Genomic DNA, 13,936 nt, shown 5'->3' on the forward strand with positions numbered 1-13,936 from the left:
ATTTTAAATTAGTTTTATGAATTCTATTTTTAAATCATCTAAACTGTGACTTTTACTCGTACTTTCAATAAGATAGTTGTTTCCAATCAGTAATCTAAGCATTGATGGATAACGGTTTTGAGATTTCACTTTTATGACTTGATAGCCTTGCTCTCTTACCCATTGCTCTTGTTTCTCTAATAATGACTGAGCAATCCCCTGCTTCCGACCATCAGGAGAAACGCCACCAAACCAACTGTAAAACGTATTATTGTCTAATTGATAACCAATTTTGAAACCAACGGGCTGCTCGCCATCAAATGCCACCAACACAAGGTGAACTCGACCCGCTAGTTTTTGTTGCATCGATTCAATACTTTGCTTTCGAGTAAACTCACCAATTTTGTCGACGACGAGCTTTACCTCTTCTAGGCTCCCCTCTTCGATTCTTATTGTCATCTGGCCCCCTTTGAGATCTCAGTACTCATTGTCTTGAAACAAAAAAGGCTAGCAAACGCCAGCCTTAATCGGAATGTATCGCGTCGTTACTTTTTATCTAAATGCTGCGCAGCTTCTGCATTGTCAGCAGCCAGCCATTGTGCAACGTCTTTAGCAAAGTAAGTTAAGATACCGTCAGCACCAGCTCGCTTGAAGCATAATAATGACTCCAGAACGGTCTCACGCTCATTCAACCATCCATTTTGGATAGCCGCCTTATGCATTGCGTACTCACCAGACACCTGATAAGCAAAAGTTGGTACTTTCAGCTCAGATTTAACACGGCGAACCACATCCAGATACGGCATACCAGGCTTAACCATCACCATGTCTGCACCTTCGTTGATGTCCATCGCAACCTCTTGCAATGCTTCATCACTGTTCGCAGGGTCCATCTGATAATTCTTCTTATTGCCACCTTTCAAATTTGAAGAAGATCCAACCGCGTCTCTAAATGGGCCATAGTAACTTGACGCATATTTCGCAGAATAAGCCATGATCTGGGTATGAATGTGCCCAGCTTCCTCAAGCGCTTCTCGGATCTTACCGATTCTTCCGTCCATCATGTCTGACGGTGCAACCACATCGGCACCCGCTTCAGCGTGAGATATCGCCTGTTTGATCAAGACTTCGGTCGTTTCATCGTTCATCACATAGCCATCGTTATCGATGATGCCATCTTGGCCGTGAGTCGTGAAGGGATCCAATGCCACATCGGTGATCACACCAATCTGAGGAATGTGCTCTTTGAGTAGTCGAACCGCACGCTGAACTAAACCATCAGAGCTATACGCTTCAGTCGCGCATAAGCTTTTCACGTCTTGGCTCACCACAGGGAATAATGCGATAGCGGGCACGCCAAGGTTCGCTAGATACAACGCTTCTTCGAGCATAAGATCGATCGATAGACGCTCCACACCAGGCATCGATTCGACGCTTTCACGACGATCTTTTCCCATCAAGATGAACATTGGGTAAATCAGATCACTCACAGATAATTGATTTTCAGCCATTAAACGACGGCTAAATTCATGTTTACGCATACGGCGCATACGACGGCCAGGGAATTGACCTTGGATAGATACAGACACCCGATTCTCCTTGTCTGATGAAAACGCAAAACAAAATAATATCACTCATTATGCCCTGCGCTAGCATGAATAAACAAAAATGCTAAAAATGACCCAAGGCTCACACTGCCGTATACTCGACAAGATAATAGCCCTACACCTTGAAGAGACGACCATGATTGATACCCATGCCCACATATACGCCAGTGAATTTGATAATGACCGAGACGAAGTGGTTCAACGCGCGCTTCAACAAGGCATAACCAAAATACTGCTGCCTAATATCGATCTTGAGTCCATTGACCCCATGCTAAGAACGCAAGCGGCCTACCCTGAGATCTGCCACTCAATGATGGGGCTTCACCCTTGCTATGTGGATGCCGACGTTAAGCAGACGCTAGACACTGTTCATTCTTGGTTCGATAAGCATAACTTTATCGCTGTGGGCGAAATTGGTATCGACCTCTACTGGGATAAAACCTACAAATCAGAGCAAGAAATGGCCTTTACCACCCAGCTTAACTGGGCCAAAGAGATGGATCTTCCCGTTGTGATCCATACGCGAGACTCTATTGCCGAGACTCTGCATCTTCTAGAAAAAGAGCAAAATGGCCAGTTAAGGGGCGTATTCCATTGCTTTGGTGGGAGCGTAGAAGAAGCAAAAGCGATCAATGATCTTGGCTTTCATCTTGGATTAGGTGGGGTATCGACGTTTAAAAATGGCGGAATGGATAAGGTGATTCCACACCTAGATTTGAATTACGTTCTATTGGAAACAGATTGCCCTTATCTTGCGCCCGTCCCTCATCGAGGCAAGCGTAACGAGCCAGCTTATACACAATTAGTTGGTCAGCGTGTTGCTGATTTGCGAGAGCTTAGCCTTGAAGACGTGGATACGTTGACGACCTTGAACGCCAACAAACTTTTCGGTCTATAAGCAACCGAGTATTCGTCTCGCCAACAACAACACCCTACTTCACGTAGAGCGGGAAATGGCAGTAAAGCACACGCGGCTAGAAAACAAAAAGGTTGGCTTTATCGCCAACCTTTTTCTATTCAAATCTCATTGCCTTAAAGAGCCTATGAATCTTGCTGCTCGTCCTGCTCATCATCTCTGTCTTTACGAATATAGAAACGCGCAAAGAACAAACCCACCTCGAACAGCAAACACATAGGTATCGCTAATAAGGTTTGAGAAATCAGATCGGGCGGAGTAAGCATCATGCCGACAACGAACGCCGCAACAATGATGTAAGGCCGCTTTTCTGCAAGAGACTTCGGCGTTGTCGCACCTGTCCAACACAATAAAATGATGGCAACAGGAACCTCAAACGCAATACCGAATGCAAAAAATAGCGCAAGTACAAAGTCGAGATAGCTCGAAATGTCAGTGGCAAATTCAACACCGCCAAGCGAGATCGCGGTAAAAAAGCCAAACACCAGTGGGAAAACCACGAAATACGCAAACGCGACACCGCAGTAAAACAGCAAAGAGCTCGAGAACATCAGTGGCATGATCAAGCGGCGTTCATGCTTATACAAGCCAGGCGCAACAAAGGCCCAGACTTGATACAAAATAAACGGTACAGCAATGAATACCGAGGCAATGAGTGTCAGCTTAAGCGGTGTAAAGAATGGCGAAGCGACATCCGTTGCAATCATCGTTGCCCCTTCTGGAAGTCGATCTACCAGAGGTGCGGCGACAAATTCATAGATATGATTGGAAAAATAGATCAGCCCTAAGAATATGACCAATACGACGGCAATGGCGCGTAAAAGGCGATTTCGTAGTTCCAATAAGTGACTGATCAAAGGTTGAGTTTGCTCAACAGAAGCCATGTCAAACCTCTATGCTAAAAGCATCGAAAAAAGAAAGGATCGAAAAGGAGCCGCACACTTGCGACTCCTCTAATGTGAGACTATTCGGCTTTTTTATCTGCCGTGGCAACGTGTTCATGAGTGTCAGTGTTGGCTTCTGCTGAATCCGCACTGCTTACTGTCGCGGCCTCGCCTTGTGAACTCGATGCATTGATTGCATTGGATTCTTTGGCGAATGGTCGCTGAACATCCTGGGCTGCTTGTTTTAGCTCTTCAACTGAAGATTTAAGCTCTGGAGAGAGATCTTCCATCCCCATCTGCTCTGCTTTCTTCAAGTTTTCCTGTAGCTCTTGAATCTTTAATTCATGAGTCAGCTCGTCTTTCACGCTGTTGGCCATGCCTTTCGCCGCTCCAATAAACTTAGAGACACTGCGGATAGCATGAGGCAAACGCTCTGGACCAAGCACTACAAGCCCCACCACAGAGATTAATACCAGTTCCCAAAAACCGATATCAAACACCGATTAAACCTGCTCTTTATCTTTTTTTGTGTCTGTCGACTGAGCATCGGCATTCACAGATTCTGCTTTGTTTTGCTCAATGTTTTTTGGCTCAAAGTCTGCGTCTTTCTTTGCTGACTCGTCTTCGCTCATCGCTTTCTTAAAGCCTTTAACAGCGCCACCCAAATCACCACCAATACCGCGTAATTTCTTCGTACCAAACAGTAAGACGACGATAACGGCAATAATAAGAAGTTGCCAAATACTAATACCACCCATTTCATTTACCTCGGGTTTTTGATTTACAAATTAAGTTAAGTCTACCGCCTATTGACGGTAAGCTCGCCAACTAAGCAGCCAAAATGTGACACCTGCGAGACCACTGGCTAAAGAGACCTGCTCATAGGGTGTACTGACTAATATTGCGGAGCATACAACCAATGTTGCCCCAACACCAAACAAAAACATTCCAGTTGCTTGGTTACGTTTACTCTGACGATAACCTTGATAGAAGGTTTCCATGCGCTGATTTAAGGTATTGCCTTGCTTCAAGCTGTCATACAACAGCTCGGGTAGCTCAGGTAATTTCTCCGCCCAGAAAGGCGCTCGATCTTTCACAGCATTAACCACAGCTTGCGGGCCAACCTGTTTCATCATCCACTCTTCTAAGAAGGGTTTTGCCGTTGCCCACAAGTCCAACTGAGGGTAGAGCTGACGCCCAAGACCTTCGATATACAATAACGTCTTCTGCAACAATACCAACTGCGGTTGTACTTCCATATTAAAGCGGCGAGCGGTATTAAATAGATTCAATAGCACGTGCCCAAATGAAATTTCACCCAGCGGTTTGGCAAATATCGGTTCACAAACGATGCGAATAGCAAATTCAAACTCATCTACGTTTGTTTCACGTGGAACCCACCCTGAATCAACATGCAACTCCGCCACCCGGCGATAATCTCGATGGAAAAACGCCAGTAAGTTCTCTGCTAGGTAACGTTTGTCTTCACTATTTAGCGTTCCAACAATGCCACAATCAAGCCCTATCCATTGCGGGTTTTCAGGGTGCTCACGCTGTACAAACACATTCCCTGGGTGCATGTCCGCATGAAAGAAGCTATCTCTGAATACCTGAGTAAAGAAGACACTCACGCCACGCTCAGCCAATAGTTGCATATTGGTACCATTGGCTTGTAACATTTCAATGTCAGAGACTTGAATTCCGTAAATTCTTTCCGAAACCATCAAATTTTCACTACTGAAATCTGAAATCACTTCCGGTGTGTAGAGCTCTTCGCTGCCTTCAAAGTTTCGACGTATCTGAATCGCATTCGCCGCTTCTCGGCGTAGATCTAATTCATCAATGATGGTTTTTTCGTATTCGCGTACGACTTCAACTGGCTTTAAGCGACGAGCATCAGGCAAAGACTTAGCCACAATTTTGGCCATGCGATACATCAGCTTGATGTCGGCCTCTATCACGGCATGAATATCAGGGCGAATCACCTTCAAGACAATCTCACGGCCAGACTCTTTAAGCTTTGCCGTATGAACTTGTGCAATGGAAGCCGATGCCAATGGCTCAATGTCAAAATCAGTAAACCAGTTTTCGATCGGGCCACCGAGAGACTTTTCCATCTGCTGCTTGGCTAGTGCGCCATCAAACGGGGCAACCTGATCTTGCAATAGAGCAAGCTGGTCAGCAATGAATGGAGGAAATAGATCACGCCGGGTCGACATCATCTGGCCAAACTTGATCCATACTGGGCCAAGCTCTTGAAGAGCCAAACGTAATCGCTCTCCGGCTTCTTTATCAGGATGTTTGTTCTTTAGCCAAAATAGAGACTTTCGAACAAGCAATGGCGTTTTCGTTAATTGATGCGCTGGCAGTATTTCATCAAGTCCATATTCAAGCTGAACCTTGATTATGCGATAAAGGCGCTTTAACTCTGCTGGGGTCATGCTTTCTCCAACAGCTTATCTAACTGTTTTTCAATACGACGGGCTTGAGAAGAGAGTTCTTCGACTTGATCGCAAAAATAGGCAATTTCTAGTGGTGGTGGTGCTATACGCCACTCTTCAGTCAGCACCTGCGCCAAATTGGATTGGTGTCGAGCCAGTTTACTTTGAATGACACCAGAAACATCTTTCACACCTTGTATCAGCGTATGAGCGACTACATCTCCAGTCAGGCGTGATACCCACTCTTCAATGTCTGGTTTACAGTCTTTCAGCAGTTGCGAAAACTTCTGCGCTAACTGAATATCACCTTGTAGATCAAGCTTATCTTGTTTGATCAGATCGGTGATGTTGGCTTGCTCACGCAATTCAGGCAAGACCGATAGATTCAGCGATAGGTAGCAATCGGCTTCGCCCTCGTAATCCGCTAGCACATCAACCTGATGACTGAATACAAAGGTAAGTGTTTTATTGAGCTCTTTAAGATGAACTTGAAGCACCTGACCTTTTAGACGCAATAAACGCCTTTCAAGCTCAGGGTCATCTTGAATAAGACGATTAAAAGAGGTCTCGACAACCGCCGTCACTAGGGGATCAAATGGCATAACAATCCTTCATTATCCGTTAGGTTAGCGGTGTTAAAATTTGTAGCCGCGGTGCAACGCAACAATGCCGCCGGTGAGGTTGTAGTAATTGGTTTTTTCAAACCCTGCCGTTTGCATCATGCCTTCTAGTGTTTCTTGGTCTGGGTGCATACGGATAGATTCCGCCAGGTAACGATAGCTGTCTGCATCATTAGCAATCAATTCACCCATCTTAGGCAGAAGGTGGAATGAATAAGCATCATAAACTTTTGATAGAGGCTCTAAGATTGGCTTTGAAAACTCAAGAACCAATAAGCGGCCACCAGGTTTAAGCACACGATACATTGAGCGCAGTGCTTTATCTTTGTCCGTCACGTTACGCAAACAAAAGCTGATCGTGATGCAATCAAAATAGTCATCTGGAAATGGCAACTCTTCTGCATTCGCTTGTACGTAGTGAACGTTCCCCACGATACCGCTGTCACGCAGTTTATCGCGGCCAACATTGAGCATTGAGTTATTGATATCAGCCAAAATCACATGGCCTTTTTCACCCACAATTCGAGAAAATTTGGCGGTTAAGTCGCCTGTACCACCACCTAAATCAAGAATACGCTGGCCAGGGCGCACGCCACTGCAATCAATCGTAAAGCGTTTCCAAAGGCGATGAACACCACCTGACATGAGGTCGTTCATGATGTCGTATTTGGCAGCAACGGAATGGAAAACTTCGGCAACCTTAGCCACTTTTTCTTCTTTCGCTACGGTTTCAAAGCCAAAATGAGTCGTTTCTTCTTGATGCGATGATTGATTTGATTCTAAAGCTGTATTTGATTGCACGTTGGTGTCCGTCATTGTCAGTCCTCTTCAACAGCGTTATTAAATCATACGCCGCGGGCAATTAGTTTACTTTATCCTCAACAGGATGTCTTTCTACTAAAGCGTCATTTTGTGCGACTTCAACCAAGTTACTCGAGATTGGCTTTTTAACCTCTACACCCAATGACTTAAAGCCTTCCGCCTGCTTAATCACGTTGCCTCTGCCTGTCGCCAGTTTATTCATTGCACCTTGGTAGCTCTGGTTGGCTTTATCAAGTGCCCCACCTAGCCCTTCCATGTCATCCACAAACAAGCGCACTTTATCGTAGAGCTTACTGGCACGCTCAGCGATCAACTGTGCATTTTGGTTTTGCCTATCATTGCGCCATAGGTTATCGATGGTTCGTAGAGCCACTAGCAAGGTGGTTGGACTCACCAGAATGATGTTTTGCTCCATCGCGTCTTTCACCAAACTTGGATCGGTTTGAATGGCAACTTGAAAGGCAGGTTCGACAGGAATGAACATCAACACATAGTCGAGACTCTGAATGCCCTTGAGCTGATGGTAATCTTTCTGGCTCAGTCCTTTTATATGCGCTCGTAATGCGACTAAATGATCACTGAGCGCCTGTTCTCTTTGTTGATCATTTTCAGCATTGAAGTATCGCTCAAAGGCCACCAGCGCCATTTTTGAATCGACCACTACCTGCTTGTTGTGGGGTAAGTGAACAATCACATCAGGTTGGTAACGCTTACCCGCATCGTTTTGCAAATTCACTTGGGTATGATACTCGTGTCCCTCACGCAAGCCCGACTCACCCAAAACACGCGCAAGTACCACCTCACCCCAGTTACCTTGCTGTTTGTTGTCCCCTTTTAACGCTTGCGTCAGGTTCACCGCTTCTCGGGTCATCTGTTCATTCAAACGCTGCAAGCTTTTCAATTCATGAACAAGCGTATGGCGCTCTTTAGCCTCTTGGCTGTAGTTGTCATTCACCTGCTTCTTAAAGCCTTCAAGCTGCTCTTTAAGCGGAGAAAGTAGCCCATTCAGGCTTTGCCTATTCTGCTCATCAACCTTGGCGGTTTTCGCCTCAAACAGTTGATTCGCTAAGTGTTCAAACTGCTGCTTTAAGCGTTCTTCTGCTTGTTCTAATAATTGAAGTTTTTCGGCACTGGCAATGTTTTGCTGCTCATGTCGCGCTTCTTGTTCACGCAACTGAGCTTCTAACTGCGCTTTCTCTTCTCGAACAATAGACACCTCATGTGCATATTGCTGACGCTCCTGCTTAACGGTTTCAAAGTGACGCAGCTTCTCGAGCACCGCCATCAACTTGCCATGCGATTGCTTTAATTCGTGGGCCGATTGATCCCTTGCGGTATCGAGATCATCGAGTTCCTGCTGCGCCAATTTAAGCGATTCACTCAGTTGAGCGTTTTTGCTGTTATGCAGCTGTTGCTCAGATTCAATCTGCTGCTCAAGTCGCTGTGTGGTTAACTGCATCTTCTGTTTAACCCAGAACCCAACTGCCGAGCCACCAATAACGGCGCTGGCTACAGAAGGAATGATGAATGTTTGGTTCTCAATAATCCATTGCATAAGATAGTGTTAACTCACTGACTGGCGATAAATATAATGGTATTTCGATACTGGATAAATGTCCAGTTTGTCGCTCACCATACGCCCAGTTAGACTAGCGCCCTCACTGCTTTAAGTTTCTATATGGATAATCTATGAACGAGCGCCGCGCTATTGGTTTTGCCCTCTCTGCCGTATTACTCTGGTCGACCGTTGCGACGGCTTTTAAGCTGACCTTAGCGGAGTTTACTCCGATTCAAATGCTCACCGTTGCGAGCATCGTTTCTGCCATCGCGCTCATGATTATCTGTAGCATTCAAGGCAAGCTCTCACAAATCGTGACGACTTTTACCTCAAACCCTTGGTATTACCTGCTACTCGGCTTGGTGAATCCATTGGCATATTACCTTATCTTGTTCAAGGCATATGACTTATTACCCGCCTCTCAAGCACAAGCAATTAACTATAGTTGGGCGATAACATTAACCTTAATGGCCGCTGTTTTCCTAGGGCAGAAGATACGAGGAAAAGACTGGATCGCCTGCGGCTTTTGTTACTTTGGCGTGATTGTTATTGCGACGAAGGGAGACCTATTAGGCTTGAATTTTGACAGCCCAGTTGGAGTGGCACTGGCGCTTCTCTCCACTCTGTTATGGGCAGGATACTGGATACTTAACGCTAAAAACAAAGCCGATCCCGTTGTTGGGGTACTGCTGGGCTTTATCGTGGCGATACCCTTTGCCATCGCTTTGAGTCTTTACGAAGGCGCAGAGTGGCAACAAATCAGCACTCAAGGTTGGTTAGCGGTCACCTATGTTGGGTTGTTTGAGATGGGCATTACCTTTGTGTTGTGGCTAAGTGCTCTGAAATCGACACAAAATACGGCTCGTATCAGTAATCTTATTTTTGCTTCCCCCTTCATCTCGCTCATGTTGCTTGCCACCATTATTGGCGAAGAGATTCACCCTGCCACATTGATTGGCCTGATCCTCATCGTTGGCGGCCTTGTTATTCAACAAGTGAAATGGAAAAAGAAACCTCAACAGGCATAAATGCGAACTCGTAAGGTTTCATCCAGTTCAGTGGCGTATTAGAACAACTGATACGCCAGCTCACTGCCTTGACCACGCACTTCATCAATCTTATCGACCATGTCATGACTGATCGACAGTGCCTTGCCTACAGGGTGGTTTTCTAGAAACGCCTGTTTCTCATCCGCCCCTAGCATTGAATCCCATTTAAAATGAATGTCCCTGGCGAGATACAACACACAGGCCAATTTCTTAGACTCGGCCGCTTTCCCCGGGTGATTCACATTGGCGATGGCGTCGATCATTTCAGGCGGAAATTGCCACGCTTGCGCTAATGCCGCCCCAAGCTGTTGTGAGTCGGTATCAAGCACATCCCTTTGTACTTTGACAATGTTCTCTCCCGCATCCACACGGGACATGATTTCAACCGCTTGTTCAGGCACCAGAGAGTGAATCATCAATTCGCCTATATTGTGCAGCACACCTGTTGTGAAGGTTTCGTTCGCATCAAGGCTGACCGATTTGGCGATAGCACTGGCAATCACAGACACCTCAAAGGTATTGGCCCAATAATCTTTAAGGTTGAGCGTCTCCAACTTTGGAAACGTTGTTGAGAGTATCGAAGACGAGATAAGCGTACGAATCGCGCCTGCCCCCACTCGCACAATCGCATCGTTTATTGTGGATACGCCTTTAACCCCACCAAAATGGGCAGAGTTGGCCATTCTTAATACACGCGCACTTAATACCTGATCCATGGACATCTTGCGCGAGAGCTCACCAAAATCAATGGTCTCTCTATTGACCATCTCAAGCAGCTCTTGCAACACACTCTCTATACGAGGAAGCTCGTTGATACGTGAAATCAGTGCATGTTGGCTCATGAATTCTCTCCTTGGGACACTATTTCTCTTTATTCAATATAGGTCAAAATTCCAAACCAAGAAGATGTTTAGTTTATAAAGCAAAGTTATGTGATCTAAAGATCTTATTCACAAAAGTAATCAAGTTAAACTGCAGATTCATCAATTGCGGGACAGAGTTCATTTGTCACCGCAAGGATGTCGATAAGAGGTTGCCAGTCCGTGGGCTGCCTGCACAACAATTTGAGAGTATCTATGTTTCGCATTGCCTTGCCTTCCAACACGACACAACAATGGCAAACTCTAATGAAGAGCCTTGGTGAAGCGCTGGGTGCTCAGCATAAAATTTATCAATACACCGATGAAAAATCCTGGATAGAGTTGAATGGGAGTAACCCGCCTCAGCCCCCGATTGCTATAGATTTGGTTCACTCTCTTTATCAAACTTTGTCGCATTCACACTACCCATCAACAGAATCTACTAAGCTTGAGATAAAACACAGAGAAACGGGTTGGGCAACGCCTATCTGGAGACCCGACAAGACCCTCTTTGGTGTTCTCATGACAACAACCCCAACAGAGCAAATAGATCATGATGTTCTATTCCCTTCAATAGCTGTACTCGTGGGTAAGTTTAGTCATGATATCAACACCCTACAAAACACCCACAGTGAACAACTCCCCTCATTACAAGAGTTTTTTGATGGTTTAGAAGACCATGCTTGGATAAAGAATTTGAAGGGCGAATACGTGGTTTGCAATCGTGCCGTCGAAAAAGCGTGGGGGTATGACATCGGTACGATTATTGGTGCGGAAGATCATCACCTATTTGACCAAGAGATCGCGGATAAGTTTGTCCATGCTGACACGCAAATTATTCAATCGGATAAGCAGTACATTGTTGAAGAGTGCCCAAGAAAAGACGCCAGCGGAGAAGACATCTGGTTAGAAACCATCAAATCACCGGTAAAAAACCAAGATGGCAAGCTACTTGGTGTTTTGGGGATGACTCGCAATGTCACGCGGCGAAAGATTGTTGAGAACCAGTTAAACGTCACCTCCAAGATTTTCAATAATTCTTATGAAGGCATGATGATTACCGATAACAATGGCCACCTCATCGAGGTCAATCAGGCGTTCACTAAGATCACGGGGTACCATGAGAATGAGGTCAAGGGACGGAACCCTAGGTTGTTAAAGTCAGGGATGCAAGACGAAAGCTTCTATCGAGAGCTGTGGCAAAGCTTGATTAATACTGGGAAATGGAAGGGTGAGCTTTCCAATAAGCGTAAAGATGGATCGATCTACCTTCAGAAATCGACCATTACCGCTGTACAAGGCAAAGAAGACCAGTTACTCAACTATCTTTGTGTCTTCGAGGATATAACGGAACGCAAGGAAAACGAGCAAAAGTTGGAACGAATGGCGTTCTATGACCCACTCACTGATTTGCCCAACCGCTCAATGTTGATTCAAATTCTAACGCAACAGATTCAATCGAAAAAACCCTTTGCCACCCTTTTCCTAGACATCGACCACTTCAAGCACATCAACGATAGCTTGGGCCACCACTGTGGCGATCAGGTATTAATTGAGCTGTCGCTTAGGCTGAAGTCTGCCATGTATCACCGTGGTCATGTGGCTCGAATAGGCGGAGATGAATTTGTCATTGTAGCCACAGATTTAGACAATGCGCCGTCGTTAATAGAAACCATTAATGAGGCGCTTGGGTTATTCAATTCTCCTTTTTATCCGAACGACAGCCACCCACTGCATCTGTCCACCAGCATTGGAGTGTCGCGCTTTCCTCAAGATGGCACCAATACCGATGCGCTTCTGAAAAATGCCGATACGGCGATGTATCTGGCCAAGAAAAATGGTCGAAATGGGTACGCGTATTACACGCCAGAGCTTACCGATGAATCAAAGTCACACGTTCGGTTCCACTCAGCGCTGCATCAAGCGATCAAAAATGACGAGTTCCATTTGGTCTATCAGCCGCAATTCAATTTGATTACCGGTGCCCTCTCAGGCTTAGAGGCGTTGCTGCGATGGCACAACCCTAAACTCGGCAATATAGCGCCTGATCAGTTTATTCCGATCGCGGAAAAAACGGGGCTGATTAATGAGCTGGGCGATTGGGTGCTCGAAACAGCGTGTAAGCAAGGCAAACAATGGTTAGACAATGAGTTTGATTTTTCTCGAATTGCCGTCAATGTCTCGGCAGTCCAACTGCAGCGTAGAAACTTTACCAGTCGATTGGAATCCATTTTGGAGTCAACAGGGTTCCCCGCAAACAAGTTGGAAATAGAGATCACCGAAGGCTTTCTAATGCGTGACCCCGCGTTGGCCTCCCAAGACCTCAACAAGCTAAGGAGTCTGGGGGTAGAGATAGCTTTGGATGACTTTGGAACAGGCTATTCCTCACTGTCTTACCTCAAAGGGCTACCACTGGATAAAATCAAAGTCGATCGATCCTTTATCCACGATATCCCAGACGATCAAGAGAGTGCGGCCATAGTGAGCGCCATCATTGCCATGGCAAAAAGCTTATCACTTGAGGTCATCGCAGAAGGAATCGAAGAGCCGAAACAACAAAGCCATCTGCTGTCATTAGGTTGCCGCATCGGACAAGGGTTCTACTTCAGTCAACCTCTTAACCCTAATGACAAAAACCAATTAGCGACACTCATGAAACTGTTTGGCCGCTCTTCAGAACGCTAAGCGTTTCTTCTCGCGTTAGAGAATCATAGAATTACTATCATCAGTAATTGACACTCTGAATCGTTGTCAGTATATCTGTATGTAAAGAATCAATGATTTAAGGAAAGACCATGAGCTCAACCACCCTTCTTACTCAAGAGCAGATCATCAGCGGACGCGATATCCCGTTAAAAGAACTCCTTTTTGCTAAAAAGGTATTCCATAACTACATGCTAATCGCGAAAGAGACGAGCCCAATTGAGCTATTGCCTGAAATGAAGGAAGCGATCAAACGTGTTGAGTACTTTCAGACAAAAACCGACCCTTGCGAAGCAAGAAACCTGTTAAGTGCTTTGTTTACTGAGGTAGAGATTGCAGAGTCTTTTCAACACTTCAATGACCTCGCAGGAAAGCCAACTCAAGCGTTAAATGAATTAATTGAAGACCGTGTTCAGCTGATCAAAAAAGAGCGTCACTTGCTTGCTGAAGCTGGCTATGACGTGTCAAAGATCTAGAACGCGTTTAGTCTTTAGGAA

14 protein-coding genes are annotated in these 13,936 nt (G+C 45.5%); 4 read left to right on the forward strand and 10 right to left on the reverse strand.

Annotation, left to right across the window (positions count from 1 at the left end; translation table 11 throughout):
• Positions 1–3: 3 nt before the first annotated feature.
• The gene (locus tag BCU12_RS01660; protein ID WP_102402664.1) at positions 4–438 is read right to left on the reverse strand and encodes a GNAT family N-acetyltransferase; all 435 of its coding nucleotides are present in this window, start codon (positions 436–438) and stop codon (positions 4–6) included.
• An 86-nt stretch (positions 439–524) separates the two neighbouring features.
• Entirely contained in the window at positions 525–1,568 is a 1,044-nt protein-coding gene (gene hemB, locus BCU12_RS01665) for a porphobilinogen synthase (RefSeq protein WP_102402665.1), read from the reverse strand.
• A 154-nt stretch (positions 1,569–1,722) separates the two neighbouring features.
• Between hemB and BCU12_RS01670 the strand changes: the two genes are divergently transcribed.
• A complete protein-coding gene (locus BCU12_RS01670; protein ID WP_102402666.1) occupies positions 1,723–2,484 on the forward strand; it encodes a TatD family hydrolase in 762 nt (253 codons plus the stop codon).
• A 143-nt stretch (positions 2,485–2,627) separates the two neighbouring features.
• On the opposite strand, the gene tatC is transcribed toward BCU12_RS01670, so the two are convergent.
• From tatC to rmuC, 7 genes are all read right to left on the reverse strand, one after another.
• Entirely contained in the window at positions 2,628–3,386 is a 759-nt protein-coding gene (gene tatC / locus BCU12_RS01675; protein WP_102402667.1) for a twin-arginine translocase subunit TatC, read from the reverse strand.
• A gap of 80 nt (positions 3,387–3,466) precedes the next feature.
• A complete protein-coding gene (gene tatB / locus BCU12_RS01680; protein WP_102402668.1) occupies positions 3,467–3,886 on the reverse strand; it encodes a Sec-independent protein translocase protein TatB in 420 nt (139 codons plus the stop codon).
• Between the two features lie 3 nt (positions 3,887–3,889).
• Entirely contained in the window at positions 3,890–4,144 is a 255-nt protein-coding gene (tatA, locus tag BCU12_RS01685; RefSeq protein WP_102402669.1) for a Sec-independent protein translocase subunit TatA, read from the reverse strand.
• Positions 4,145–4,192: 48 nt separating this feature from the next.
• The gene (gene ubiB / locus BCU12_RS01690) at positions 4,193–5,827 is read right to left on the reverse strand and encodes a ubiquinone biosynthesis regulatory protein kinase UbiB (RefSeq protein WP_102402670.1); all 1,635 of its coding nucleotides are present in this window, start codon (positions 5,825–5,827) and stop codon (positions 4,193–4,195) included.
• On the reverse strand, positions 5,824–6,429 hold the full coding sequence (locus BCU12_RS01695; RefSeq protein ID WP_102402671.1) for an SCP2 domain-containing protein: 606 nt from the start codon (positions 6,427–6,429) through the stop codon (positions 5,824–5,826). Before BCU12_RS01695 ends, ubiB begins: the two co-directional genes overlap by 4 nt.
• Positions 6,430–6,462: 33 nt before the next feature.
• Positions 6,463–7,263: a bifunctional demethylmenaquinone methyltransferase/2-methoxy-6-polyprenyl-1,4-benzoquinol methylase UbiE gene (ubiE, locus tag BCU12_RS01700; protein WP_102402672.1), complete on the reverse strand. Its 801-nt coding sequence runs from the start codon at positions 7,261–7,263 to the stop codon at positions 6,463–6,465.
• Between the two features lie 46 nt (positions 7,264–7,309).
• The gene (rmuC, locus tag BCU12_RS01705; protein WP_102402673.1) at positions 7,310–8,824 is read right to left on the reverse strand and encodes a DNA recombination protein RmuC; all 1,515 of its coding nucleotides are present in this window, start codon (positions 8,822–8,824) and stop codon (positions 7,310–7,312) included.
• Between the two features lie 134 nt (positions 8,825–8,958).
• Between rmuC and BCU12_RS01710 the strand changes: the two genes are divergently transcribed.
• The gene (locus BCU12_RS01710) at positions 8,959–9,855 is read left to right on the forward strand and encodes a DMT family transporter (protein WP_102402674.1); all 897 of its coding nucleotides are present in this window, start codon (positions 8,959–8,961) and stop codon (positions 9,853–9,855) included.
• A 38-nt stretch (positions 9,856–9,893) separates the two neighbouring features.
• Here BCU12_RS01710 and BCU12_RS01715 read toward each other — a convergent pair whose 3' ends face one another.
• Positions 9,894–10,718 (reverse strand): HDOD domain-containing protein, encoded by an 825-nt coding sequence (locus BCU12_RS01715; protein ID WP_102402675.1) that lies wholly within the window; start codon positions 10,716–10,718, stop codon positions 9,894–9,896.
• A gap of 234 nt (positions 10,719–10,952) precedes the next feature.
• Between BCU12_RS01715 and BCU12_RS01720 the strand changes: the two genes are divergently transcribed.
• Together BCU12_RS01720 and BCU12_RS01725 are read left to right on the forward strand one after the other, a co-directional pair.
• The gene (locus BCU12_RS01720) at positions 10,953–13,421 is read left to right on the forward strand and encodes a bifunctional diguanylate cyclase/phosphodiesterase (RefSeq protein WP_102402676.1); all 2,469 of its coding nucleotides are present in this window, start codon (positions 10,953–10,955) and stop codon (positions 13,419–13,421) included.
• Positions 13,422–13,531: 110 nt separating this feature from the next.
• A complete protein-coding gene (locus tag BCU12_RS01725) occupies positions 13,532–13,915 on the forward strand; it encodes a hypothetical protein (protein ID WP_102402677.1) in 384 nt (127 codons plus the stop codon).
• The last annotated feature ends 21 nt before the right edge of the window (positions 13,916–13,936 follow it).

The sequence above is a fragment of the Vibrio sp. 10N.261.55.A7 genome (assembly GCF_002877365.1).
GTDB lineage: Bacteria > Pseudomonadota > Gammaproteobacteria > Enterobacterales > Vibrionaceae > Vibrio.